Consider the following 26,189-nt stretch of genomic DNA (forward strand, 5'->3'; position numbering starts at 1 on the left):
TCAGTGCTGGGCTTCATCCTTCGAGACGGCGCTCCGCGCCTCCTCAGGATGAGGTCCGGGACCCTCATGGTGAGGAGCGCGGCGACGCCGCGCGTCTCGAACCATGGAGGCCCCGGTCTCTCTTGCTTCAATCCTTCGGCCGCAGCTTCTCGACTTCGGCGTCACCAGGCAGGTAGTCCGCGCCCTTCTTGTAGGACGAATCCACCATCACGCCCTTGCCGTCCTTCAGCGCGGTCTTGCCGACGAAGGCACCGAGTGTCGACTGGTGATCGATCTTGCGGAAGGTGATCTCGCCGAACGGCGACGGCACGGAGAGGCCTTCCGCCGCGGCAATCAGCTTCTCCGGATCGGTCGAGCCGGCCTTCGCGAGAATGGCGGCGGCCGACTTGATGGTCTGGTAGCCGACGATCGAGCCGAGGCGCGGATAATCGTTGTACTTGGCCTGGTAGGCCTTCAGGAACGCGTCATGCTCGGGCGTCTTGATCGAGTACCAGGGATAGCCGGTGACGATCCACCCCTCGGGCGTTTCGTCCTTGAGCGGATCGAGATATTCGGGCTCGCCGGTCAGGAACGAGACGACCTCGCGCCCCTTGAACAGGCCGCGGGTGTTGCCTTCACGCACGAGCTTGACGAGGTCGGCGCCGAAGGTGACGTTGAGGATCGCTTCCGGGTTGGCGGCGGCAACCGCCTGCACCACGGGACCCGCGTCGATCTTGCCCTGCGGCGGCCATTGCTCGTCGACCCACTGGATGTCCGGACGCTTCTCCGACATCAGCTTCTTGAACACCGCGACCGCCGACTGACCGTACTCGTAATTTGGCGCGATCGTCGCCCAGCGCTTGGCCGGCAGCTTGCTGGCGGCTTCCACCAGCATCGCGGCCTGCATGTAATTGGAGGGGCGCAGGCGGAAGGTGTATTTGTTGCCCTTCGACCAGGTGATGGCGTCCGTCAGCGGCTCGGCCGCGAGGAAGAACACCTTCTTCTGGTTGGCGAAGTCGCTGACGGCAAGGCCGATATTGGACAGGAACGTGCCGGCGAGCATCGCAACCCCTTCGCTCGACACCAGCTCGTTGGCCGCGGTCTGCGCGTCCGCCGGCTTGCCGCCATCGTCCTTGGAGATGACGACGAGCTTCTTGCCGTTGATGCCGCCGGCTGCGTTGACCTCCTCGACCGCGAGCTGCCAGCCCTTGCGATAGGGCTCGGTGAACGCCGGCAGCAGCGAATAGCTGTTGATCTCGCCGATCTTGATGTCTTGCGCCAGGGCCGAATGTGCCATGCCGCCCGCCAGAAGCGCGAAGGCCGCTCCCACAAAAGTGTTTCTCGCTCGCATCCCAACCTCCAGTTTTTGAACTCTTGACGTCTTCAGCGTGACCTTGTCGGAGAAGCTGTGCCCGCCTCCCCGGTTCGAACCTATCTCAGACCGTCTTCGCCCTTGATCTCCGCGACCGTGAGCCCGCCGACGCGTGGCAGCGGACGACCGCTGTCGGTGACGGCGACGGCGACCATGATCTCGTTGGCCCGCGGCGCATCGTTGATCTGCACCTCCATGCCGTCGAAATGGCTGCGCACGAAAGCCGCATCCTTGTGCCCCAGCGGAATGTCGAGCGTCGTGCCCGGCCCGCTGCGCTTCTTCGACGACGGGATCAGCGCCGCGCCCTTGCTCAGGACTTTACGCACCGGCGCCCCCATTTTCGGGTGCAGGATCGCGGCGGCGTGCTCCAACTCGCCGTTCTCGCCGACGGCCGCGGCCTTGCCATAGCTCTGCGCCTTCGCGCCATCGATGCCGAGAGCAGCCACCGCACGCTTCGACAAAAGCTCGCCCAGCTCCTCGCCGATCGCGATCAGCGGCGAGAGATCCTCGACATATTGTCCAGCGAAAGGATTTTCGATCACGGCGATCGCCGCGGCACGCCGGGTCGGCGGCGAGACCTGGCGGCCCATCTCCATCTGCGTCTCTTCGACGACGGTGACGATCTTGCGGATGATCGCGCTCATGGTTCGCTTCCCTGTTCAGGCACAGACCGCGTTCTCCGGCAGACGCGGGCGCGTTCGTTGCTCTTCGATATCCTTAGGTCCGATGACAAGCATATCACCACAAAGCTGCAATACGGCACCCTCGATCAAGCCACGATCGAACAATTGACGTGCACATTCCGCGCCAGATTCGAGGGCGGCTGCGATCTCATTCTGTGACAATTCACCGACATGCCGGGTGACAAGACGCGCGCCGAGATCGCTGTCGGGCTGAAGCTCGCAAGCCGGCTGCCTGACGATGGCAGGATGCCCCGGAAGATCGACGGCATTGGCGACGACCGTCGCCGCGGCATCGGCCTGTGACGCCGTTGCAGCCAGCACCGTTACCGCATCGGCAATCCCGAGCGAAAAGCTGCGGCCGTGGCGTCCGCTGGTCGCGACGCCCCCTACCTGGTCATCCGCATCGACCCGCATGGCGCGCATGACGCCGTCACGATCGGGACGATCCATCAGGCCAATCGAAAAATGCTCGCCTCTGCCAAGATGAAGGGCGATATCGCCGCCATTGTTGACATAGGCGCGATCGAGCGCCGCAGCGCCCAGCATGGCGCCGAGAATCTCCTCCGCCACGCTACCGGCAACGGCGGCCATCGGCGTGATGAAGCCATCGGCGGCAAAGGGCGCGACCGCCGCGTGCATCCGGCGCGCCACCACACCCCTCAGCGAGGTCCGCGCCTCGGCTGCGGCGCGCAGCTCCGGCAGCTCCGCGCAGAGCTCGTCGAGCAATCCGGTGAACCGCTGCGCCGCGGTCTCATAGGCCGCACGGACCGCGTCCGCACGCCCCCTCGCCTCGATGATCAGGTCGATCGGGCCATCCTGCAAATGCAGCCGCCGGCCGTCGGACAGCAATGCGATTTGCGGCAGCCTCGTCATGCCCGTGGCCCAGGGATCGGGTTCTGCCACGGCAGCTGCCGCACATCGTCGCCGTTCTGCACCTCGGACAGCGGCTTCACGTAATCCATGTGGCCGCCGAGCGCGGCGTAATCAGACAGCTTCATCGTGAACTCGATCGGCGCGACCAGCGCCGGGGTCGGAACGTAGCCGAACGCGCCCGCCGGCATCTGCGTCACATCGACCATGTAGGTGATGCCGCCGCCGGGCCAGACATAGACCGGCGCGCCGCCGCTGGTGACGCGCGTCAGCGCGTCCTTCACCGAGCGCGTCAACCGCACAGGATTGTCGGTGACGCCGGCGCGCAAGGAACCACCCGCACCCGCCATGAACAGCACCGTGCACAGCGCCGGCTCGCAATTCTCCTGGATGCGCTCGACCGAGAACTTCAGATCGGCCGGCATCTCGGTCTCGACCGGCTTCAGGGCCTCGTCGAGCACGTAATAGGACGAGTGCTCGCCGGTCGTGGAGACCATCAGCATGGTCAGACCGGGTCGCGCCTCCTTGGCATCGAACGGCCCCAGGATCGCCAGCGGATCGGAAATGTTGGTGCCGCCCCACCCCGTGCCGGGATCGGCGACCTGGAAATAGCGGCCCGGCGTCGAGCGCCGGCCCTTCATCTTGATGCCGGTGTCGGCGATGTCGAGCAGCTTGCCGGCCTGGTGCTCGCTCAGCACGCCGGTGATGTGGTCGTCGACCACGACGACTTCATCCACCTTGCCGTGCCATTGCTTGGCGAACATGCCGATCGTCGCCGAGCCGCAGCCGACGCGCATGCGCTCTTCCCGGATGCCGTTGACGATCGGCGGCTGCCCGGCCTGCACCACCACGGTAGCGCCGCCGTCGATGGTGAGCTCGACCGCCTTGCAATTGGCGAGGTCCATCAGCGTGTCGCAGGTGACGCGGCCCTCCTTCTTGGAGCCGCCGGTCAGGTGATGCACGCCGCCGAGCGACAGCATCTGCGAGCCGTATTCGCTGGTGGTGACGTGGCCGACCGCCTCACCCTGGGCGCGCACGGTCGCGGTCTCCGGCCCGAGATAGCGGTCGGTGTCGATCTTCACCTTGACGCCGCAATAGGAGAAGATGCCCTCGGTGACCACAGTCACCATGTCGACGCCGTCAACCTCGGCGGAGACGATGAAGGGCGCCGGCTTGTAATCGGGGTAGGTCGTGCCCGCACCGATCGCGGTGACGAAGGTCGAGGGCTCATGGACGATCTTGCCGTCCCAGTCTTCGGTGCGGCTGAACGGAACCAGCTTGCCGCCATGCGAGACAGTGCGCTCCAGGATCACGTGCGGATCGACCCGGACGAGCTTGCCGTCGTGGTTGGCGTAGCGGTCGCAGGCACCCGCCGCGCCCGGCTTGATATAGCACATCACCGGACACGCATCGCAGCGGATCTTGTCGATGGCGGCGCTCGTCGTTTCAGTCACCATGTCGGACCCAGCTGGCGCGGGTTATCATTCGTATACGAACGATGTTGCGCGCGGTCGCCTCCGGCTGTCAAGCGGCGGTGCAGTGCAAAAGATGCAGCTGCCGCATAAAACCTCATTTGCCTATCCGCTCTGTCCACTAACAAGGCAGTCGCGCTGCACTGCGGCATGCACGGCTTGCACGTTTGTGTACAAACGGTATCGTCGCGATGTCGAATTTGATGCGGGCTTGGACCCAAGACTTGGACCTAAGGATGACGCAGACACCGATCCGCCTCACCGTGAACGGCAGGATCCACGAGATCGATGCGGCGCCGGAGACGCCGCTGCTCTACGTGCTGCGCAACGATCTCGCGCTCAACGGCCCGAAATATGGATGCGGGCTCGGCGAATGCGGCACCTGCACTGTCCTGATCGACGGAGCCGCAGCACGCGCCTGCGTCATTCCCGTCAGCGGCTGCGCCGGCCGCGACATCGTGACGCTCGAAGGTCTCGGCACGCGCGATAAGCCCGATGCCGTGCAGCAGGCCTTCATCGACGAGCAGGCCGCGCAATGCGGCTATTGTCTCAACGGCATGATCATGACCACCAAGGCGTTGCTCGCGATCAACCCGCGGCCGACCGAACAGGAGGCGCTGGCGGCATTGCGCTACAATCTCTGCCGCTGCGGCACCCATGTCGAAATCCTGCGCGCCGTGATGCGGGCGTCGGGCCAGCTCACCGAGGCGGCTGACTGATGGCCTCCCCTGTTTCGAACGGAGCCGACCGGTCATCGGGATCGCTTGTCGTCGTCCGCACCGTGGACGAGGTTACATCCGAGACCTTCGTCCGCATCACCGCCGACGGTTCGGTCACGGCCTATAACGGCCATGTCGATCTCGGCACCGGCATTCGCACGGCACTCGGTCAGATCGTCGCCGAAGAGCTCGATGTATCCTTCGCGCGCGTCGTGATCGTGCTCGGCGACACTGCCTTGGTGCCGAACCAGGGCGCGACCATCGCCAGCGAGACCATCCAGATCACCGCCGTGCCCTTGCGCAAGGCCGCAGCGCAGGCGCGACACTTCCTGATCGCGCGCGCAGCGGAGCGGCTGGAGTTGCCGGAGGCCGATCTCAGGATCGAGGACGGCCTCGTGCGCGGGCACGACAATCGCAGCGTCAGCTATGGCGAGCTGATCGGCGGCGAAGAGATCCGGCTCGAGCTTGCCGACGATGTCGCGGTCAAACCCGTCGGCGACTACGCCATCGTCGGTCAATCCGTCCCACGCGTCGACCTGCCGGCCAAGGCCACGGGCGAGTTGACCTTCGTCCATGACATCCGCGTGCCCGGCATGCTGCACGGCCGCGTGGTGCGACCGCCCTATGCCGGTGTCGATGCAGGCCCCTTTGTCGGCACCAGCCTGATCGCGGTCGATGAAGCATCGGTCCGCGGCATTCCCGGCCTCGTGGCCGTGGTGCGCATCGGCGATTTCGTCGGTGTCGTCGCGGAGCGCGAGGAGAATGCGATCCGCGCGGCGGAGCAGCTCAAGGTGAGCTGGAAGCCGACTCCCACCCTCACCGATCTTTCCGACGTTGAGACCGCACTGCGCGCCAATCCATCGACCCCGCGCACGCTGATCGACAAGGGCGATGTTGGCGCGGCGATATCAGGCGCGGCCAAGCTGATGCAGCGCACTTATGTCTGGCCGTATCAGATGCACGCGTCGATCGGCCCGTCCTGCGCGGTCGCGGATTTTCAGGACGGCAATATCCGGGTCTGGTCGGGCACGCAGAACCCGCAGGTGCTGCGCAGCGATCTTGCGCTCCTGATCGAGCGGCCCGAGAGCGAGATCGAGGTCATCCGCCTCGAGGCCGCGGGCTGCTACGGCCGCAACTGCGCCGACGACGTCACCGCCGACGCGCTGCTGCTGTCGCGCGCGGTCGGCCGTCCCGTGCGCGTGCAGCTGTCGCGCGAGCAGGAGCACGCCTGGGAGCCCAAGGGCACCGCGCAGCTCATCGACGTCAATGGCGGGCTCGATGCCAACGGCGGCATCGCCGGTTACGACCTCGCCACGCGCTATCCCTCGAACGCCGCGCCCACGCTGGCCCTGCTGCTCACCGGCCGGATCTCCCCCGAGCCAGCCGTGCTCCAGATGGGAGATCGCACCGCGATCCCGCCCTATGACTACGAGCACATGCGCGTCGTCGCCCACGACACGCCGCCGATCGTGCGCGCATCCTGGTTTCGCGGCGTCTCCGCGCTGCCGAACACCTTTGCGCACGAATCCTACATCGACGAGGCCGCCACCGAGGCCGGAATCGACCCGATCGAATATCGCCTGCGTTACCTGAAGGACCAGCGCGCCATCGATCTCGTCAATGCCGTGGCGGAGCGCGCCGGCTGGACGCCACGCCCTGTGAGGCAGGACAAGGACGGCGAGATCGTGCACGGGCGAGGCTTTGCCTATGCCCTTTACGTCCACAGCAAGTTTCCCGGCTACGGCGCGGCGTGGTCGGCCTGGGTGACGGACGTCTCGGTGAACAAGACCACCGGCGACGTCAGCGTGACCCGTGTCGTGGCCGGGCAGGATTCCGGCCTGATGATCAACCCGGACGGCGTACGCCACCAGATCCACGGCAACGTGATCCAGTCCACCAGCCGCGCGCTGATGGAAGAGGTCTCGTTCGAACGCGGCGCCGTGGCGGCGCGCGAATGGGGCGCCTATCCGATCATCCCCTTCCCCGACGTACCCAAGATCGACGTCCTGATGCTGCCGCGGCAGGACCAGCCGCCGCTCGGCGTTGGCGAGTCCGCCTCGGTGCCGAGTGCGGCGGCGATTGCCAATGCGATCTTCGATGCCACCGGCGTGCGCTTCCGCGAGCCGCCGTTCACGCCCGAGCGCATCCTGAGGGGGCTTCACGGCGAAACATCGACCGCGCCCCAGCCCCTGCCCGCGCCCACGGCCCCGCCGCCGTCTCGCATCTGGGAAAATCCGTTCGCCAAGCGCGCCGGCATCTTCGCAGCAATTACGGCGGTGTGCACTGCTGCGATCGGCATTGGCGCCGCGCTGCTGCCAGGGCGCGCCATCGCGCCAATCGCGCGACCGGATGCATCGGTCTATTCCGCGGCGACGATCGCCCGCGGCGCGCAGCTCGCGGCGCTCGGCAATTGCGCGGAGTGCCACACCACGCTTCGAGGCTCGCTCAATGCCGGCGGCCGCGCGCTGGAGACCCCGTTCGGCACGATCTACAGCACCAACATCACGCCCGATGTCGACACCGGCATCGGCGCATGGTCCTATCCCGCCTTCGAGCGCGCGATGCGCGACGGGTTGCATCGTGATGGGCGGCAGCTCTATCCGGCCTTCCCCTACACGCATTTCGCCAAGACCAGCGACGCCGACATGCAGGCGCTCTACGCCTATCTGATGGCGCAGCCTGCGGTGCACGCGACGCCGCCGGCGAACGAGCTCGCCTTCCCGTTCAATCTCCGTCCGCTGCTTGCGGGCTGGAATGCATTGTTCCATCAGACCCGGGAGTTCAGGCCCGATCCCGCGAAGTCGGAAGCTTGGAATCGCGGTGCCTATCTCGTCGAAGGTCTTGGCCATTGCAGCGGCTGCCATTCGCCGCGCAACGCGCTCGGCGCCGAGCAGCGCAATGCCTATCTTGCCGGCGGCTTCGCCGAAGGCTGGGAAGCGCCGCCGCTGACCGCGCTCTCGCACGCGCCGATCCCATGGAGCGAGGACGAGCTGTTCGCGTACTTGCGCACCGGCCATTCGCGCTATCACGGCGTCGCCGCCGGTCCGATGGCACCTGTGGTCAGGGACCTCAGAGCCCTGCCGGATCAGGACATTCGCGCGATGGTGGTCTATCTCAACTCCTTCAACGACGCCGCCGCCGATGCGCCTGCTCTCGCCGCGAAACTGGAGAGCGCAACGCAGGTCACCGTCGCCTCGTCCGCCGGCGCGCGGCTCTATCAGGGCGCCTGCGCGGTGTGCCACGAGGTCGGCGGCCTGCCGCTGTTCGGCAGCCGCCCCTCGCTCGCGCTGAACAGCAACCTGCACAGCGCGACGGCGGACAATCTGGTCCAGGTGATCCTGCATGGGATCGCCGAACCGGTCACAAGCGATCTCGGCTACATGCCCGCGTTCAGGAACAGCATGAGCGATGCGCAAATCGAGGAGCTCGTCACCTTCCTGCGCAAGCAGTTCGCACCGGACAAGCCGGCATGGTCAGGCGTACGCGATATAATCGCGCGGGTGCGTGGGTCGACGCACTGAGGTAAGACGAAGGAAGGCGTAAAGCTCGCCTTCGGCCATCCTTCGAGACGCCCGCCTACGGCGGGCCCTCAGGATGAGGACGGAGTGCTTGGTAGCAGTTCAATAAGGCAAAGCTGCCGCTTAGCCTCATCCTGAGGAGACCGCGAAGCGGTCGTCTCGAAGGACGAGGCGCTTGCCCAGACCTCGCCCAGCTCGCATGCTTTAACTCACCCGTGCTTCATCTCCACCGGCGGCGTGCCGTGGGTGTGGAACGATTCGATCGTCTTCAGCCCCCACGCCTGGCCCTTCTTGCGCTCCTCCTCGGTCCACACGATGGGCTTCCAGTCGGGCGCGAGAATGAGGCGCGCGCCGGCATTGGCGACCTCGACGCGGTTGCCGCCGGGCTCATAGACGTAGAGGAAGAAGGTCTGCTGGATCGCATGCTTGTGCGGGCCGGTCTCGATGTGCACGCCGTTCTCCAGGAAAATATCGGCCGCGCGAAGAATCTCCTCGCGGCTGTCGAGCGCGTAGGTGACGTGATGGAAGCGGCCCGGCACGCCTGAATGGTCGAGCGAATAGGCAAAATCGTAGCTCTTGTTCGACATCGTCAGCCACATCGCAGCTTCCCGGCCGTCGTTGAGTACGATCTGCTCCGTGAGGCGGCAGCCGAGGTAATTCTCGAAGAATTCGCGGTTGGCCTTGATGTCGACGGCAAGGCAATTGAGGTGATCGAGACGCCGGACATTGACGCCGCGCGCGGGAAAACGCTGCGCCTGGTTCTTCAGTGCGGGCTTCAGCTCCGGCGGCGCCTGATACCACTCGGTCTCGTAATAGAGCTCGACGATGTGACCGTCGGGATCGCGGCAACGGAAGGTCGGGCCCTGCCCCATGTCGCCGTCGATCCAGCCAATGTCGAAGCCGGACCCTTTCAGCGCGGCGACGCGGCGCTCCAGCGCCTGCTGGCTGCGTGCGCGCAGCGCCATGTGCTCCATGCCCGAGGTTTTCGACGCCGTCAGCTTCAGCGAGTAGCGCTCGTAATCGTCCCAGCCGCGCAAATAAACCGACTCGCCCTTTTGGCCGCTGACGGTCATGCCCATGACGTCGACGAAGAATTTCAGGCTCTCATCGGGCTTGGGCGTCAGCAGCTCCATATGGCCGAGATGAGCAAGATCGAGGATCGGTTCGGGCTGCATGTCTTCCTCCAGCACGGCCAGCGATCCGCCGGATCGCGCGATCGGGTACAGGGTTGCACCACGCTCACCCGCCCGAAGGCGACACCGAGGCCGCCGGTTCATTTGTACTAATGTACAAATGATTAGGTCCCGTCAACAAATCAAACGCCACCGCGAAACCGGATGACTTCGTTGCGCGCGGGCCAACATCCCCGAAAACGGGGAACCGAGTGGCCGGATGGTAAAATATTCCTTAACAGCTTTTTGCGCCAACGGCCGTGGAATTGCAGCATTTTCCTGCCGTTTCCGCCCATAAGTCTGCGTTCGGAAACAAATCTCACAGCCGAATTGTCGCGGATTTAACGAAGCGGGCGCGCCTGGCGCTTAACCGTTTGTCCAGCGACGGCCGCGCATAGTCCGGGACAAATCCCTCGCTCTTGCCAGGTTCATTGATCGTGACATCCTTTGGACGCGTGATTTCGGTTCGCGGATCGCTCGCCCGGGTCGGGCTGCTGGCGGAAAGCCAGATGCCCATCTCGGAAGTTCGGGCAACCGTCGGCCGCTTCGTCAGCATTCGCAGCGCCAGCTCGGTCATCGTCGCGATGATCACCGAGGTGTCCTGCGAGAACCTGTCCAGCAGCGACAGCTATATCGCGGTCGCCTCGGTCGACCTGCTCGGCGAGATCCTCAACGCCAGCGACAAGCCGAAATTCCAGCGCGGCGTCACCAATTATCCGACCATCGGCGATGCCGTCGACCTGATCACCAGCCAGGAGCTGCGCACGATCTACGCGCCGACCGGCTCGGACCAGATCAATGTCGGCTTCCTCCAGCAGGACCGCTCGGTCGTCGCCTATGTCGACGTCGAGGAAATGCTGTCCAAGCATTTTGCGGTGCTGGGATCGACCGGCGTCGGCAAATCGACCGGCGTGTCACTGCTGCTCAACGAGATCCTGAAGGCGCGCCCGAACCTGCGCATCTTCCTGCTCGACGTGCACAACGAATATGGCCGCTGCTTCGGCGACCGCGCGCTGGTGCTCAACCCGCGGAACCTGAAGCTACCGTTCTGGCTGTTCAACTTCGAGGAAATCGTCGACGTGCTGTTCGGTGGCCGCGCCGGCGTGCCCGAGGAGCTCGACATCCTCGCCGAGGTGATCCCGCTCGCCAAGGGCGTCTACACCCAATACCAGAACGCCGACCGCATCGGTCTCAAGCGCATCGATCCCAAGCAGATCGGCTACACCGTCGACACGCCGGTGCCCTATCGCCTGGTCGACCTGATGTCGCTGATCGACGAGCGCATGGGCAAGCTCGAGAACCGCTCCTCGCGCATCATCTATCACAAGCTGATCTCGCGCATCGAGGCGGTGCGCAACGATCCGCGCTACGCCTTCATGTTCGACAACGCCAATGTCGGCGGCGACACCATGGCCGAGGTCATCAGCCATCTGTTCCGCCTCCCGGCGAACGGCAAGCCGATGACCGTGATGCAGCTCGCCGGCTTCCCGGCCGAAGTCATCGATTCCGTCGTCTCGGTGCTCTGCCGCATGGCCTTCGATTTCGGCCTGTGGAGCGACGGCGTCTCGCCGCTGCTGTTCGTGTGCGAGGAAGCGCATCGCTACGCCTCCGCCGACCGCAATATCGGTTTCGGGCCGACCCGCAAGGCGGTGTCGCGCATCGCCAAGGAAGGCCGCAAGTACGGCGTCTATCTCGGCCTCATCACCCAGCGTCCGGCCGAGCTCGACGCCACCATCATCTCCCAGTGCAACACGCTGTTCACGATGCGTCTTGCCAACGAGCGCGACCAGGCGCTGCTGCGCGCTGCGGTATCGGACGCCGCCGCGAACCTGCTGTCCTTCGTGCCCTCGCTCGGCACGCGTGAGGTGCTGGCCTTCGGCGAAGGCGTCGCGCTGCCGACGCGCTTGCGCTTCAAGGAGGTGCCGCCGCATCAATTGCCGCGCGGTGAGGCCACCATCTCGAGCGTGCCGTCGGTTACCTCCGGCCACGACATGCACTTCGTCAGCGCCGTGCTCGAGCGCTGGCGCGGCGCCACCTCGCAGCGTGACGTGCCGAACGATCCGGTGTTCTCGGCCCCGCCCGCCAAAACGCTCTCCAACGTCGAGGCCCCGATGCTGCAACCCTCGATGGGGCTCGATCCGGACCGCTTCTCGCTCCTGAAGAAGCCGTTGCGGTAACGACTCTCGCCTCCCGAACGCGCTGCAGCGTGAAAGCTGCTGCGCAGAGCCGGCAAGGAAGATTCGCATCCGGCGGTGGCTTCGAAGACGGGCTCTCCGGGCGGCAGTCAGAATCGCAGCCGCGTTGCCCATATCGGTTTCAGCAATTCGAGCACGGTGAGCACCAGCAAGCCTGCGCCGAACGTGACCATGAGATCGTCCAGGTGCAGGGGACCGAAACGAAACAGGCTGGACGCCGGCGGCCAGAACAGAGCCGCGGCGAGAACAAGTGCGATCGCCAGGAATATCCAGAGCAATGCCGGGTTCGGACGGAAGAAGGCGGACAGGAACGACGCGCTGAAGGACCGGTTGACCAGCACCAGCGTAACGATGCAGACGACGAGCGCGATGAAGGCGAGCGTGCGTGCCTCATCGGGAGGAACGCCGGAACGAAGCGCGACGATGAAGATCGCGGCGATCAGCGCGAACGCCAGAACACCCTGAAGAACGCTCCAGCCGACCAACGCCCACGAGAACAGCTCCGCATCCGCGCGCCGTGGCGGACGCGCCATGACATCGCGTTCCTCCCGCTCGGCTTCGAACACCAGCGAACAGACGGGGTCGATGATGAGCTCCAGAAACGCAATGTGAACGGGGCCGAGAATCACGGGCAGCCCGAACACCAGGGGAAGCAGGGCCAGCCCCGCGATCGGAACGTGGACGGCGAATATGAAGGCCATCGCCTTGCGGAGATTGTCGTAAATCCGGCGCCCGAGGCGGACGGATGCGACGATCGAGCCGAAATCGTCGTCGAGCAGAACGATCGAGGATGCCTCGCGGGCCACATCGGTGCCGCGGCCGCCCATCGCGACCCCGATATGGGCAGCCTTCAGGGACGGCGCGTCGTTGACGCCGTCGCCGGTCATCGCGACGATCTCGCCGTTGCGCTTCATCGCCTGAACGATCCGCAGCTTCTGCTCGGGCAGGACCCGAGCGAACACGTTCACGTTCCTGACGAGCGCTTCCAGCTCGCTCTCGTTCGCGAGCTTGATCTGCGCACCGGTTACGACCTCTTTGACGTCGAGCCCGGCCTGCGCGGCGATCGCCATGGCGGTCGCAGGATAGTCGCCCGTGATCATGACGACGCGAATGCCGGCCGACCGACATTCCGCCACGGCCTCGGGGACGCCAGGGCGAAGCGGATCGGCCAGCCCGACGAGACCGAGGAAGCGAAACGAAAAGCCTTCCTGCGAGGTCGGCAGATTCTCGCCGCCACAGGTCGCAGCAGCCACGCCCAGCACGCGTAGACCATTCTTTGCCATCGCCGCGACCGAATCGCGCATCGCCTCCTGCTGCGCCCCATCCAGCTTGCAGAGGCGGGCAATCGCCTCGGGGGCGCCTTTCGCCGAAGCGAAGACGTCCTGGCGATGCGGCAACCGCCAGACCTGGGTCATCGCCAGCAGCTCGGGTCGCAGGCCGTAGGTGCGTATCAAGGTCGGAGTGCCGCCGGCTTCCTGATCCTTCGGCAGCTTCGCCTGCACGAACGTATGCAGGGCCTTCTCCATCGGATCGAACGGTTGCGGCGAGCTCGCCAGCACGCTGCAACGCGCCAGCTCGAAGAACTCTGCTCCCACAGGAGCGGGCTGCAATGAGGCAAGGCTCATGCTCGCCCCGTCGCGCAGCCTCAGTTCCGCAACCGACATCCGGTTCTGCGTCAGCGTGCCGGTCTTGTCGGTGCACAGCACCGTGGCGGAGCCAAGCACCTCGATCGCGGCGGCGCGCCGCGTCAGCACGCGCGCCTTTGAAATGCGCCAGGCGCCCATCGCCATGAACACCGTGAGGACGACGGCAAACTCCTCCGGAAGCATCGACATGCCGATCGCGATGCCTCCGAGCAGCGCCTGCAGCCAATCCCCGCGCAACGTTCCGTAAAGCAGGACGGCGGCCAGGCTGATCGCCGCGCCGCCGAGAAAGCAAAGCCGCACCAGCCGTGCGGTCTGTTGTTGCAACCGCGGCGGCTCTGCCTGCAAGCCATGCAGCGACAGTCCGATCTTCCCGATCTCGCTGCGAGGGCCGGTGGCCTCGACCTCGGCCAGGCCCTCGCCTCGCACGACCAACGAGCCCGAATACACGAAAGGCTGATCGTCGCCGCCCGGGCGATGCTCGGCCAAAGCAGCTTCGGGCGTCGGCGCTTTAACGGCCTGCTTGCGAACAGGGACCGACTCGCCGGTCAGCAGCGATTCGTCGACCGCCAGATCATGCGCGCTGACGAGCACCGCGTCTGCCGGAATCCGGTCGCCTTCGGCCAGGACGAGAAGATCGCCACGGACGACCTCCCGGCCGGCGATCCGCCGCCGCTCCCCATCCCTGACCACGAGCGCGCGCGGACTGGTCAGCTCCCGCAGGGCTTCCAGAACCCGTTCGGTGCGGGTCTCCTGGACGATGGTGATCACGACGGAGATGCCGCCGAATGCGAGGAGCAGCAGCGCCTCGCGGAGGTCGCCGAGCAGGAGGTAAACCAGCCCGCCGCACAGAAGCAGCGCGAGCATCGGCTCGCGCAACACTTCGAGAACGATGCGCAGCGGCGTGCGCCGCTCCGCCCGAGGCAGCTCGTTGTAACCGTCCTGTTGCAGCCGCAGCCGAGCCTCGGTTTCGCTCAGCCCGCCGGAAATGCCGCGTTCTGCCTTGCTCACGTCTTCCGCCGCAGGCTCCAGAGACTTCCAGCCCCCACGATGGCTGTCACAAGCAGGACAGCGACGAAGGTCTGAATGATGGTGAAGTTCAGGGCATCACGCGCCACGAACAGCGCGGTGATTGCGCCGGCAGTGACAAAGAGGATGCGGAAGATGATGCTCATGGCCGTGTCTCCAGTTGGCATGACCTTGAGCCCACCTCACCCGTCGACTTCAGGGCAGAACGCTGCTTCGGCAATCATGCAGGCGGACAGTACCGGCTGGCCTCCACACGCATTTGCGGAATGTCAAACCGTTGCCTGAGACGCGATGTCGCTGAACCCGCGAACTCCGCCGCGGCCGCTTGCTTCTTTGCCTGTCCAGACAAGCGCGGCCGAACGAGGGGCGTGTCACTCGCCTGCGAAACTGACGCCGCCGGCGGAAATAAAGTTCCCGCTCTGCGGGAACAAGAATGATTCCACAATCGAACACGTTTTATTAAGAATCTCGCCCCTTATTAGCGCAAACACTTCGGCACAACCTCCACGATTTCCGTCAAAGTCCACGGACGGAGACGCGGACGAGTCGTGCCTGCTAAAGGGCGCCATCTCATGAACCTGCGAGCATCCATCGTCGCGACGTGCGTCGGCGCAGCATTCTTCGGGGTTGGCTACATGTGGAACTACCAGCCCGACATCGTCAATCCCGATGAAATATGGAGCATCTTTCAATCCGAGCACCGCAAGGCCCGAGCGGCGGTCTCTCGCGTGCTGATCGAGCCGCATTCAGCTCACTTCAGAGGCCTGCGAACGGTCGAGGCAGACGCTGCGAGATACGTGTGCGGTGTTGTGAACGCGAAAAACAGGGCCGGCCACGCGATCGACGCCGCGTTCGTCTACACCGTGGCCAGCGACTTCGCCCGGGTCGACGACGACGGCCGGATTACCTCCCAACACTTTGCATACAAATCGTGCCCAACGGCGACCGAGGTCAGGACTGCCGAACAACAAATGCCGGTCACACCGGGCGCGCTGGCGGTGGCCAAGGCCGTCGGGAAGGTCATTCCCCCATCCAGTGGCGGCACGATGGAGCAACAGCTTGGCCAACTCGCGGCGCGGACAGCAGCAGTCGCACCGGGAGCGGCGGGCTCGCCCGGTCCGGCGAGGACAGGACTGGCCGGGACGGGACCGGTGCCGGCAGGGCAACCTTCTGTTTCGCCGGTGAAGCCTGTACCGGACAGCGAACCGATCTGGCAGGCGGATCGGCCGCCGGTCGCATGGCCGGCGCCGCCCTCAGGCCAGTGCCCGGCTAAATCGACGCAGGAACGGACGGCCGCTGAATCCTTGGCTGTCGCGAAGGAGATCGAAGCGCGTTGGGAGCAGTCGAGAACATTGGAGACGAAGCGTGTGTCGTCGGAAGAGATCAAGAGAGCACGCTGCGCGCTGCTTGCGATCGATCCCGCCGACAAGGACTATCCGCAGGCTTGGGCAGCCTTCGTGCGGCTGCGCAACATCGAGCGAGACCTGGCCGGTTGAGGCGCGACGTCTTCGGCCGTCGCCAGCGCGTTGTTGCAACGCAAGCCCCGCGTCCTGCCGCCGACATGACGGCCGGTCCCACGATCGCTCCGCACGGTCCATGCACAAATAGAGCGCGCGCCAGATTACACGCGGACATTGCGAAGATTTTCTGCAACGCGTTCATCACGTGTGCTATCTAAAAGCGCTGCTTCGGAGTGATCCCCGCCCTATGACGACCCAGCGGCCCATAAGCTCTGACGACGAGCACCGGGTGCTCCAGTTCAGGCCGCGCACCTCGCCTTCCCCTGCGGTCCGCCGCGGTAGCGGTACCGTGCAGCCGATGCGCGTTGCGCCCGAACCGCTCGACCTGTCACGCTACGAGCAGCCTCGTGCCGAGCCGGGCGATTACCGTCATCGCATGCTCGCCAACATCGCGGCGCTGGCCTTCACGATCGCGTTGACCGCAATCGGAATTTGGCTCGCGGTCAGCATCGCCGACCTGCGCCGGACCCAGGATTGCGTGCTGATGGGCCGTCGCGACTGCGTCAAGATCACGACGCCGCATATCTAGGCCCGATCCGCCGGCCGGAGGGAGCTCCGGCGGGCATCCCCAGCCCCGTCCCCTCGCCTGTCCGGCTCCATTGAACTCAGGGCGGCGCTCCGATATACGGGCTTTCGACCCGGCCAGAGCGGGGGTTGAGGGCGTCATCAGGGGCGCGATGCCCACCCACCGTGCCACTCTGGACAATCTGACAAATACCCGCAATATATCAAAGGCTTAGTGATGTCCTCCACATTCGATCAGGTCGCCACGATCATCGCTGAAACTTGCGACATCCCGCGCGACACGATCACGCCGGATAGCCATGCCATCGACGATCTCGGCATCGACAGCCTCGATTTCCTGGACATCGCGTTCGCGATCGACAAGCAGTTCGGTATCAAGCTGCCGCTGGAAAAGTGGACCCAGGAGGTCAACGACGGCAAGGCGACCACCGAGCAGTATTTCGTGCTGAAGAACCTGTGCGCCCGCATCGACGAACTGGTTGCGGCCAAGGGCGCGAGCGCGTAAGCGCGCGGCCATGCAACTCGAATACTTCCACATGATCGATCGCATCGTCGACCTCAAGGTCGACGAGAAGACGATCGTCGTCGAAGCCCAGGTCCCGAAGGAGAGCACCGTCTTCGAGGGGCACTTCCCGGGTTACCCCTTGATGCCCGGCGTGCTCCTGATCGAATCGATGGCGCAGGCCTCGGGCTGGCTCCAGCTCGGCGTATTCAAGTTCGAGCGCATGCCGATCCTTGCCGCCGTGAAGGAGGCCAAGGTGCGCGGCTCGGTCTTCCCCGGCGACCTCATGAGCATCGAGGCGAGTCTCACCTATGAAGGCTCCGGCTACGCCATGACCGAAGCCAAGATCAGGGTCGGCGGCAAGCTGCGGGCGAATTCGTCGCTGACCTTCACGCTGATCCCCTTCCCCAATGCGGATATGCGCGGATACATGGCGAAAGTCGCCGAGCGTGTCGGCTTTCCCCAACAGGCCGTCTCGCCATGATTGACACTGCTGCGAAGCCCGGCCAGACCGAAGTCTGGATCACCGGCATTGGCCTTGCGACCTCGCTCGGCGAGGGCCTGGACGCCAATTGGGCTGCGCTTCAGGAGAAGCGCATCAACGTCGACGAGAAGGGCTTTGCGCCCTACATCGTGCATCCCCTGATGCCTGTGACCTTCGACAGCCAGATCCCGAAGAAGGGCGACCAGCGCCAGATGGAAGCCTGGCAGCGCATCGGCACCTATGCCGCCGGCCTTGCGCTCGACTCTGCCGGGATCAAGGGCAACAAGGACATCCTGTCGAAGATCGACATGGTGGTGGCCGCCGGCGGCGGCGAGCGCGACCTCAACGTCGACACCGGCGTCCTGACGGCCGAGGCCAAGGGAGCGAACGCGCCCGGCTTCCTCAACGAACGGCTGATGAGCGATCTGCGGCCGACTTTGTTCCTGGCGCAGCTCTCCAACCTGCTCGCCGGCAACATCGCCATCGTGCACGGTCTTGGCGGCACCTCGCGCACCTTCATGGGCGAGGAAGTCGCTGGCGCCGATGCCGCCCGCATCGCGCTGGCGCGCATCGCCTCGGGCGAGAGCGACATTGCCCTGGTCGGCGGCTCGCACAACGGCGAGCGCAAGGACCTGATGGTCCTCTACGAATTCGGCGACTTCAACCTGAAGGACAAGTTTGCACCGGTGTGGGCGCGCAAGGACCACGCCGGCTTCGCGCTCGGCTCGGCCGGCGCGTTCCTGGTGCTGGAATCGAAAGCCCACGCGCAAGCGCGCGGTGCAAAGCCGTTCGCAAGACTGTCGAGCGTCGTCGCCGATCTCGCCCGGCGCAAGCAGCCCGGCGACATGGCCGCGACGCTGGAGCAGCTCTGGGCCAAGCTGCCCAAGCGCGAGGGCAAGGGCGCGATCATCACGGGCGCGACCGGTGCGGAGCCGGCGACGAGCGAAGAGCGCGGCTTCCTGAAGGCTCACGCCGACTTCCCGGTGCGTTCGACCGGCACGATGTTCGGCCACACCATGGAGACGCAATTCCCGCTCGGCATCGCGCTCGCCGCGCTGTCGATCTCGCGCGGTGCGCTGTTCCCGCCGAACGATTCCACCGGTACCGAGATTGAAATGCAGGGAGCACCCACCCAGATTGTGGTGGTGGGAGCCGGACACTGGCGCGGCGAAGGCATGGCGCTGGTCGAGGCAGTTGGCTAGCTCACCCGGGGGATCGACATGACTGCACCACGCGACAAACTCGGGCGTCCCGTCGTCGTCGTCACCGGCATGGGGATCATGACCTCGCTCGGTGCCGGCAAGGCCGACAATTGGGCCAAGCTCGTCGCCGGCGAATCCGGCATCCGCACCATCACCCGCTTTCCGGTCGATGGCCTGAAGACCACGATGGCCGGCACTGTCGATTTCGTCGGCGTCGAGCCGTTCTCTTCCACCGGCCTGTCCGAACGGATGGCTGAGCTCGTCACGCAGGAAGCGCTCGATCAGGCCGGCATCGGCGCCAAGGCCGATTTCCCGGGTCCGCTCTTCCTCGCGGTCGCGCCGGTCGAGGTGGAATGGCCGCAGCGCCGCGAGCTCGGCCGCGCCGTCGGCAAGCCCGACTTCACCTATGACGATCTGCTGCGCATCTCCGGCGGCGGCAAATACGCCGCTTATCATCACCGTTTCATGTTCGGCTCGGTCGCAGCTTACCTCGCCGAAACCTTCGGCACCAAGGGCTCGCCGATCTCGCTGTCGACGGCGTGCGCGTCCGGAGCCACTTCGATCCAGCTCGGCGTCGAGGCGATCCGACGCGGCGAGACCGATGCCGCGCTGTGCGTCGCCACCGACGGCACGGTCAACCCCGAGGCCATGGTGCGCTTCTCGCTGCTCTCGGCGCTGTCGACCCAGAACGATCCGCCGCAGGCGGCCTCCCGCCCCTTCTCCAAGAACCGCGACGGCTTCGTGATGGCCGAGGGCGCCGGCGCGCTCGTGCTCGAAAGCTACGAAGCCGCCACCGCGCGTGGAGCAAAGATCCTGGGCGTGATCGCCGGCTGCGGCGAGCTCACCGATTCCTTCCATCGCACCCGCTCCTCGCCCGACGGCAAGCCGATCATCGGCTGCATGAACAAGACGCTGGCCGACGCCGGCATGACGCCGGATCAGATCGACCACATCAACGCGCACGGCACCGCGACGCCCGAGAACGACAAGATGGAGTACAACACGACATCGGCCGTGTTCGGCGAGCTCCTGCAGAAGATTCCGGTCACCTCCAACAAGTCGATGGTCGGCCACACCATCTCGGCCGCCGGCGCGGTCGAGGCGATCTTCTCGCTGCTCACGCTCGAGCATCAGCGTATTCCGCCGACGATCAACTACGACACCCCGGATCCCACCATCCTGTTCGACGTCGTCGGCAACAAGGCGCGCGATGCCCGCGTCACCGCCGTGATGTCGAACTCGTTCGGCTTCGGCGGCCAGAACGCCTCGCTGATCCTGACCCGCGAACCGGCCTGACCGGACGCATGGCGCTACTGACTGCGAGCACGAAGGCCCGCGCGCGGCAGGCTGCCAAATCGATCGGCGGCAGCCTGATCGGCGCCGCCACGGTCGGCATGCTGCGCACCACGCGCTATTTCGACCCGGTCAAGACTTCGGACTTTTTCGCACGGTTCGTGAAAACGATCGGCCCGCGCCTGCGCGAGCACCGCATCGGCCGCGCCAATCTCGCTGCGGCCTTCCCCGAGAAGTCGCCGGAGGAGATCGAACAGATCCTGATGGGCGTGTGGGACAATCTCGGCCGCGTCGGCGCCGAGTTCGCCCATATGGACCGTGTCTGGGATTACGACCGTGCCCATGCGGAAAACAGCCGGATCGAGCTGCCCGAGAGCAGCATCAAACAATTCGACCGCATCCGCGACGACGGCAAGCCGGCGCTGATCTTCGCCGCGCATCTGGCCAATTGGGAATTGCCGGCGCTCGCGGCGGTCGCGCACGGGCTGGATACCGCCATCCTCTACCGCCGCCCCAACATCGCCTCCGCCGACCGCATCATCCAGGAGATGCGCCAGGTCAACATGGGCACGCTGATCCCCGCCGGCCGCGACGCGCCGCTGCGGCTCGCGCAGGCGCTGAAGGACGGCAAGCACGTCGCCATGCTGATCGACCAATACCTGACCGGCGGCGTCGAGGTCACCTTCTTCGGCCGCAAGACCCGCGCCAATCCGATGCTGGCGCGCCTGCTCCGTCAGGTCGAATGCCCGATCCACGGCGTGCGTGTCATCCGCCTGCCCGGCTTTCGCTTCCGTGCCGAGTTGACCGAAGAAATCCCGCCGGTGCGCGACGCCGAGGGCAGGATCGACATCCAGGGCACGACGCAGGCCATCACCAACGTGGTGGAGAGCTGGGTGCGCGAGCATCCCGAGCAGTGGCTGTGGCTGCACAGAAGGTGGCGGTAGCTCGTCGTCATTGCGAGGAGCGAAGCGACGAAGCAATCTAGAGTGCCGCCGCGGAGAGATTCTGGATTGCTTCGCTTCGCTCGCAATGACGAAGTGCGGCCCCTACCGCCCCGTCTTCACCTTGGTCCAGAGCCGGTTGATGATGCGCTGCGTCGCCGGCTCCCGCGCTGTGATGACGAACAGCTTTGCGAGCGTCGCCTCGTCCGGATAGATGTTCTTGTCGTTCAGGATCTTCGGATCGACGAGCTTCTGGCTGGCGAGATTACCACTCGCGTAGGACAGGAAGTCCGAGTTCTTGGCGGCGACATCGGGGCGGTAGAGATAGTTGATCAGCTCGTAGGCTTCATTGACGTTCTTGGCGTCGGCGGGGATGGCGAGATTGTCGAAGAACATCTGCGCGCCCTCCTTCGGAATGGCGTAGCCGATCTCGATGCCGGTTTTGGCTTCCGCCGCGCGGGCGCGGGCCTGCATGATGTCGCCGGACCAGCCGACCACGAAGCAGATCTCGCCGGTGGCGAGCGCGCTGAGATATTCCGACGAGTGGAACTTGCGGACGGACGGGCGGACCTTGGCGACGGCATCCGCGGCCTTCTCGAGGTCCGCCTGCTTGGTCGAGTTCGGATCGAGCCCGAGATAGTTCAGCGCCGCGGGAAAGATGTCGTCGGCGGAGTCGAGCATATGCACGCCGCAATCTCTGAACTTGGCGAGGTTCTCCGGCTTGAAGACGATGTCCCAGCTGTCGATCTTGGCATCGGCCCCGAGGATCTGCTTCACCTTGGCGATGTTGTAGCCGATGCCCGTCGTGCCCCACATGTAGTTGGCGGCGTAGACGTTGCCGGGATCGTAAGTCGCCAGATGCTTGGTCACCATCGGCCAGGCATTGGCGAGGTTCGGCAGCTTCGCCTTGTCGAGCTTCTGGAAGATGTTGGCCTTGATCTGGCGCTGCAGGAAATAGGCCGTGGGCACCACGACGTCGTAGCCGGACTTGCCGGCCATCAGGCGCGTCTCCAGCGTCTCGTTGGCATCGAAGGTGTCGTAGACCACCTTGATCCCGGTCTCCTTGGTGAAGGCCTCCAGGACGTCCGGCGCCATGTAGTTGGACCAGTTGTAGAAGTTGACGACCCGCTCCTCGGCCCTAGCGGGGACGATGAGCAACGTCAGCGCTGCGGCGAATGCAAAACCAAGGCAAAGCCAGGAAAAGCAAAGCCTCGAGCGGCCAACCTTCGTCATCGCTGCCTCTTGCGTCCACGCACCGCGTCGGACAGCCGCTCCAGCGCGGTGTCCAGCGTCTGGTCCTTCTTGGCGAAGCAGAAGCGCACCACCGAGGTCACCGGGTCCTGCTCGTAGAACGCCGAGACCGGGATCGCCGCGACCTTGTAGTCCCTCACGATGCGCCAGCAGAATTCGGTATCGCTCTCGTTCAGCCCCAGCGGCGACAGGTCCACGGTAAGGAAGTAGGTGCCCTGCGACTTCAGCACGGGGAAACCGAGGCTTTCGAGTCCCTTGGTCAGGCGGTCCCTGCTCCGCGTCAAATCCTTCCGCATCGACAGGAAATAGTCGTCGGACTTGCCGAGACCGTAGGCCACCGCGGCCTGCAGGTTCGGCGCGGTGGTGAAGGTCAGGAACTGGTGCACCTTGGCGGCGACGCGCAACAGCGGCGGCGCGGCGCAGACGAAGCCGATCTTCCAGCCGGTCAGCGAGAAGATCTTGCCGGCCGAGCCGACCTTGATGGTGCGCTCGCGCATGCCCGGGATGGTGATCAGCGGGATGTGCTTGTGCTCGTCGAAGGTGACGTGCTCCCAGACCTCGTCGCAGATCGCGATGACGTCGAACTCCTGGCAGTAGCGCGCCAAGAGTTCGAGGTCCTCGCGCGGATAGACCACCGCACTAGGATTCAAGGGATTGTTGAACAGCACCGCCTTGGTCTTTGAATTGAAGACGCTTTTCAGCATGTCCTCGTTCAGCCGCCAGTGCGGCGGCTCGAGCCGGACGAGGCGCGGAATGCCGCCGGCCTGCCGGATGATCGGCAAATAGGAATCATAGACCGGCTGGAAGCACACCACCTCGTCGCCAGGCTGGACCACCGCGAGGATGGCCGAGGTCAGCGCCTCGGTGCCGCCGGATGTCACCATCACCTCGCTCATCGGGTCGAGCCTGAGGCCGTGCCAATGGCTGTAATGGGTCGCGATCGCCTGGCGCAGCTCCGGCAGGCCCATCATCGACGGGTACTGGTTGTAGCCGTTCAGCGAGGCCTCGGCCGCGGCGCGGCGGATGTCCTCCGGGCCGGGATCGTCGGGAAAGCCCTGCCCGAGATTGATGGCATTGTTGTCGCGGGCCGCCTGCGACATCGCCTCGAAGATGGTGACGGGAAGGTCGGCGAAGACCTTGTTCAGCGAGGAGCTCTTTGACATCGGGTGAGGTCAGCCATCGACCTTGCTGGGAAGACCGGCCGCCTTCCAGCCCAGCATGCCACCGGCCAGATGCTTGTCGTAAGGCAGGCCCGCCGCCTGCGCCGCGAGCGAGGCCGTCACCGAGCGTTTGCCCGAGCGACAGGCGAACACGACCTGCTTGCCTTGGGGATCGGGAATTGCCTTGGGATCGAAGGTCGAGAGCGGCACGACGACGCCGTAAGGATAGGCCTCGGCTTGGACCTCGTTCGGCTCGCGAACGTCGACCAGCAGATAGCGTCCTTCCGCGACACCTTTGGAGACCTCGTCCGGGGTCAGATCCTGTACCTGGTTTGCCACATCATCCTCCAACGTCGCGAGCCGCATGCCGGGGCGCCCCGGCCGGCGGCAACCTCGCCTCTCGGGAGACGAAAATCAAGCGCTACAAAGGCTTGAGCCGCCCAGCGCAAGTTAAAGCTAAATCGCAGCTACTTGAAGTGCGGCTTTCGGGGCCATGCCCAGAGGCCCTGTTTCAGCCCTCGCCACCCATTCGGTGTCATTCCCCGCGCAGGCGGGGAATCCAGTACGCTGCGGCGGCTGCGGCGAGAGCGAATTCTTCGACGCCGGCCTCCGGATCGCCCGCCTTCGCGGGCGATGACTGCGGTGGAGACGGACAGGACGCCGACTTGCGCCTAGATCGCCACCTGGGTGCCGACTTCGACCACGCGGCCGGAGGGGATCTGGAAATAATCCGTGGCGTCGTTGGCGGAGCGGCTGAGCGAGATGAACAGCCGGTCCTGCCAGCGCGGCATGCCCGAATGCGCGGCGGGCTTCAGCGCCCTGCGCGACAGGAAGAACGAGGTCGACATGATGTCGAACTGCCAGCCGAGCTTGCGGGCGATCGCCAGCGCTTTCGGCACGTTGGGCGATTCCATGAAGCCGAACTTCAGTGTCACCTTGGAGAAGGTCGGTGAGATCTGCTCCAGCTTGACGCGCTCGGCCGGATCGATGCGCGGGGTCTGCGCCGTCTCGATGGTGAGAATGACGTTCTTCTCGTGCAGCACCTTGTAGTGCTTCAGACTGTGCATCAGCGCCGTCGGGGCGCTGAGTGGGTCCGAAGTCAGGAACACGGCGGTGCCGGGCACGCGTTGCGGGGGCCGCTTCTCCAGCATAGCCACGAGGTCGGCGAGCGGGAACTCGAGCTTGCGCGACTTCTCGAACAGCAGCCGGCTACCGCGCCGCCACGTGTACATCAGGATGATCATGAGCGCGCCGAGCGCCAGCGGCACCCAGCCGCCCTCGAACACCTTGAGCAGGTTGGCGGCAAGGAAGGTCAGGTCGAGGAACAGGAACGGAGCAATGAGCGCGGCGGCCGCCCATGCCGACCACCGCCAAACCTTCCAGATCACGACGAAGCCCATCATCGCCGTGACCACCATAGTGCCGGTGACGGAGATGCCATACGCCGACGCCAGCGCGCTGGAGGAGCGGAACAGCAGCACCAGCAGCACCACCGCGACCAGCAGCAACTGGTTGATGCGCGGGATGAAGATCTGGCCGGAATGGGCTTCCGACGTATGGCGAATTTCAAAGCGCGGCAGCAGGCCAAGCTGGATTGCCTGGCGCGTCAGCGAATAGGCGCCGGTGATGACGGCCTGACTGGCGATGACGGTCGCCATGGTCGCCAGCACGACCATGCAGCCGCGAACGAAGCCTTGCGGAAAGAGCTGGAAGAACGGGCTCACGATCGCGCCGGGATCGGCGAGCACCAGCGCTCCCTGGCCCAGATAGTTCAGCGCCAGCGACGGCAGCACGATGAACAGCCAGGCGATCTGGATCGGCCGCTTGCCGAAATGGCCGAGGTCGGCATAGAGCGCCTCGGCGCCGGTGACGGCCAGGAACACCGCGCCGAGCGTCACGAAGCCGATCATGCCGTGGTGGAGCATGAAGGACACGGCATAGAGCGGGTTCAGCGCGAGCAGCACCTGCGGCTGCATGATGATCGGATGAATCGCGGCGATCGCCAGCACAGCGAACCAGACGCACATGATCGGACCGAAGAAGGCGGCAACGCGCGCCGTGCCGCGTGACTGCACCGCGAACAGACAGACAAGGATCACCACGGTCAGCGGGACGATGTATGGCTCGAACTTGTGGGTGACGTCCTTCATGCCTTCGATCGCCGACAGCACCGAGAGCGCTGGCGTGAGCACGGCATCGCCGTAGAACAGGGCACCGGAGATGATGCCGAGCAGGACGATGGTGGCCCCGCCGGTGCCGACCGCGCGCTGAGCCAGCGCCATCAGGGCGAGCGTGCCGCCCTCGCCGTTGTTGTCGGCGCGGAGCAGGATGACGACGTATTTGAGCGTCACCACGACGATCAGCGCCCACAGGATCAGGGAGAGCACGCCGAGCACGGCAGCCGGGGTGGCGATCCCCTCGGCGCCCGAGGCCGCCGTCACCGCCTCGCGGAACGCGTAGAGGGGGCTGGTGCCGATATCCCCATAGACCACCCCGATGCTGCCGAGCGTCAGCGCACCGAAACCGGCGGTGGTATGGGTATCGCCATGCCCATTGGCCGCCGCCGTTTCCGGTGCGGAAGTCGCTACGTCACTTGTCATGGAGAGCCCGGTGGCCTCTGAAATGCTTCACTGCACAATGGCGGAAGAGCGCGCGGCTT

Annotated in this window: 21 protein-coding genes; 10 read left to right on the top strand and 11 right to left on the bottom strand. The window is 65.3% G+C overall.

All coding sequences use genetic code 11. From position 1 onward, the window contains the following. Positions 1-127: 127 nt before the first annotated feature. From AC066S_RS27275 to AC066S_RS27290, 4 genes are all read right to left on the bottom strand, one after another. Positions 128-1,330, bottom strand: a complete 1,203-nt coding sequence (locus AC066S_RS27275) for an ABC transporter substrate-binding protein (protein ID WP_126261218.1) — start codon at positions 1,328-1,330, stop codon at positions 128-130. Between the two features lie 80 nt (positions 1,331-1,410). Further along, a complete protein-coding gene (locus tag AC066S_RS27280) occupies positions 1,411-1,995 on the bottom strand; it encodes an amino acid synthesis family protein (RefSeq protein WP_126261219.1) in 585 nt (194 codons plus the stop codon). Between the two features lie 15 nt (positions 1,996-2,010). Next, positions 2,011-2,907 carry a UPF0280 family protein gene (locus AC066S_RS27285; RefSeq protein WP_478271097.1) on the bottom strand — a complete coding sequence of 299 codons (897 nt, stop codon included), beginning with the start codon at positions 2,905-2,907 and terminating at the stop codon, positions 2,011-2,013. Then, entirely contained in the window at positions 2,904-4,361 is a 1,458-nt protein-coding gene (locus AC066S_RS27290) for a 6-hydroxynicotinate reductase (protein ID WP_167767362.1), read from the bottom strand. Before AC066S_RS27290 ends, AC066S_RS27285 begins: the two co-directional genes overlap by 4 nt. A gap of 251 nt (positions 4,362-4,612) precedes the next feature. Here AC066S_RS27290 and AC066S_RS27295 point away from each other — a divergent pair, with 251 nt between their 5' ends. Further along, positions 4,613-5,095, top strand: a complete 483-nt coding sequence (locus tag AC066S_RS27295; RefSeq protein ID WP_135163888.1) for a (2Fe-2S)-binding protein — start codon at positions 4,613-4,615, stop codon at positions 5,093-5,095. Further along, entirely contained in the window at positions 5,095-8,616 is a 3,522-nt protein-coding gene (locus AC066S_RS27300; protein ID WP_478271066.1) for a molybdopterin cofactor-binding domain-containing protein, read from the top strand. Before AC066S_RS27295 ends, AC066S_RS27300 begins: the two co-directional genes overlap by 1 nt. A 206-nt stretch (positions 8,617-8,822) precedes the next feature. Here AC066S_RS27300 and AC066S_RS27305 read toward each other — a convergent pair whose 3' ends face one another. Beyond that, complete coding sequence (locus AC066S_RS27305) at positions 8,823-9,788, bottom strand: catechol 2,3-dioxygenase (protein WP_135168356.1); 966 nt, start codon at positions 9,786-9,788, stop codon at positions 8,823-8,825. Between the two features lie 434 nt (positions 9,789-10,222). On the opposite strand from AC066S_RS27305, the gene AC066S_RS27310 reads away from it, so the two are divergent. Next, positions 10,223-11,962: an ATP-binding protein gene (locus tag AC066S_RS27310; RefSeq protein WP_135168355.1), complete on the top strand. Its 1,740-nt coding sequence runs from the start codon at positions 10,223-10,225 to the stop codon at positions 11,960-11,962. A gap of 107 nt (positions 11,963-12,069) precedes the next feature. Here the strand turns inward: AC066S_RS27310 and AC066S_RS27315 are convergent, their stop codons facing one another. After that, on the bottom strand, positions 12,070-14,634 hold the full coding sequence (locus tag AC066S_RS27315; RefSeq protein ID WP_478271067.1) for a cation-translocating P-type ATPase: 2,565 nt from the start codon (positions 14,632-14,634) through the stop codon (positions 12,070-12,072). Further along, on the bottom strand, positions 14,631-14,798 hold the full coding sequence (locus AC066S_RS27320; protein ID WP_478271068.1) for a hypothetical protein: 168 nt from the start codon (positions 14,796-14,798) through the stop codon (positions 14,631-14,633). Before AC066S_RS27320 ends, AC066S_RS27315 begins: the two co-directional genes overlap by 4 nt. A 426-nt stretch (positions 14,799-15,224) precedes the next feature. Between AC066S_RS27320 and AC066S_RS27325 the strand changes: the two genes are divergently transcribed. The 7 genes from AC066S_RS27325 (at position 15,225) to AC066S_RS27355 (ending at position 21,122) form a co-directional block, all read left to right on the top strand. Beyond that, positions 15,225-16,148, top strand: coding sequence for a hypothetical protein (locus tag AC066S_RS27325; protein ID WP_478271069.1), 924 nt, complete (start codon positions 15,225-15,227; stop codon positions 16,146-16,148). Between the two features lie 211 nt (positions 16,149-16,359). Continuing rightward, the gene (locus AC066S_RS27330; protein WP_126261227.1) at positions 16,360-16,701 is read left to right on the top strand and encodes a hypothetical protein; all 342 of its coding nucleotides are present in this window, start codon (positions 16,360-16,362) and stop codon (positions 16,699-16,701) included. Between the two features lie 213 nt (positions 16,702-16,914). Further along, positions 16,915-17,202: an acyl carrier protein gene (locus tag AC066S_RS27335; RefSeq protein ID WP_007592476.1), complete on the top strand. Its 288-nt coding sequence runs from the start codon at positions 16,915-16,917 to the stop codon at positions 17,200-17,202. Positions 17,203-17,212: 10 nt separating this feature from the next. After that, positions 17,213-17,683, top strand: coding sequence for a 3-hydroxyacyl-ACP dehydratase FabZ family protein (locus tag AC066S_RS27340; protein ID WP_135168351.1), 471 nt, complete (start codon positions 17,213-17,215; stop codon positions 17,681-17,683). Next, complete coding sequence (locus AC066S_RS27345; protein WP_126261229.1) at positions 17,680-18,885, top strand: beta-ketoacyl-ACP synthase; 1,206 nt, start codon at positions 17,680-17,682, stop codon at positions 18,883-18,885. Before AC066S_RS27340 ends, AC066S_RS27345 begins: the two co-directional genes overlap by 4 nt. 18 nt (positions 18,886-18,903) lie before the next feature. Further along, a complete protein-coding gene (locus tag AC066S_RS27350; RefSeq protein WP_126261230.1) occupies positions 18,904-20,181 on the top strand; it encodes a beta-ketoacyl-ACP synthase in 1,278 nt (425 codons plus the stop codon). Positions 20,182-20,189: 8 nt separating this feature from the next. Next, positions 20,190-21,122 (top strand): lipid A biosynthesis lauroyl acyltransferase, encoded by a 933-nt coding sequence (locus AC066S_RS27355; protein WP_478271070.1) that lies wholly within the window; start codon positions 20,190-20,192, stop codon positions 21,120-21,122. A 102-nt stretch (positions 21,123-21,224) separates the two neighbouring features. Here the strand turns inward: AC066S_RS27355 and AC066S_RS27360 are convergent, their stop codons facing one another. From AC066S_RS27360 to AC066S_RS27375, 4 genes are all read right to left on the bottom strand, one after another. Beyond that, complete coding sequence (locus AC066S_RS27360; RefSeq protein WP_478271071.1) at positions 21,225-22,352, bottom strand: polyamine ABC transporter substrate-binding protein; 1,128 nt, start codon at positions 22,350-22,352, stop codon at positions 21,225-21,227. Further along, positions 22,349-23,533, bottom strand: a complete 1,185-nt coding sequence (locus tag AC066S_RS27365) for an aminotransferase (RefSeq protein WP_478271072.1) — start codon at positions 23,531-23,533, stop codon at positions 22,349-22,351. Before AC066S_RS27365 ends, AC066S_RS27360 begins: the two co-directional genes overlap by 4 nt. A 9-nt stretch (positions 23,534-23,542) precedes the next feature. Further along, positions 23,543-23,869, bottom strand: a complete 327-nt coding sequence (locus AC066S_RS27370; RefSeq protein WP_164719077.1) for a rhodanese-like domain-containing protein — start codon at positions 23,867-23,869, stop codon at positions 23,543-23,545. A gap of 332 nt (positions 23,870-24,201) precedes the next feature. Then, positions 24,202-26,130: a potassium transporter Kup gene (locus tag AC066S_RS27375; RefSeq protein WP_478271073.1), complete on the bottom strand. Its 1,929-nt coding sequence runs from the start codon at positions 26,128-26,130 to the stop codon at positions 24,202-24,204. Positions 26,131-26,189 lie beyond the last annotated feature (59 nt).

This window comes from Bradyrhizobium sp. CFUWI, from assembly GCF_056429085.1.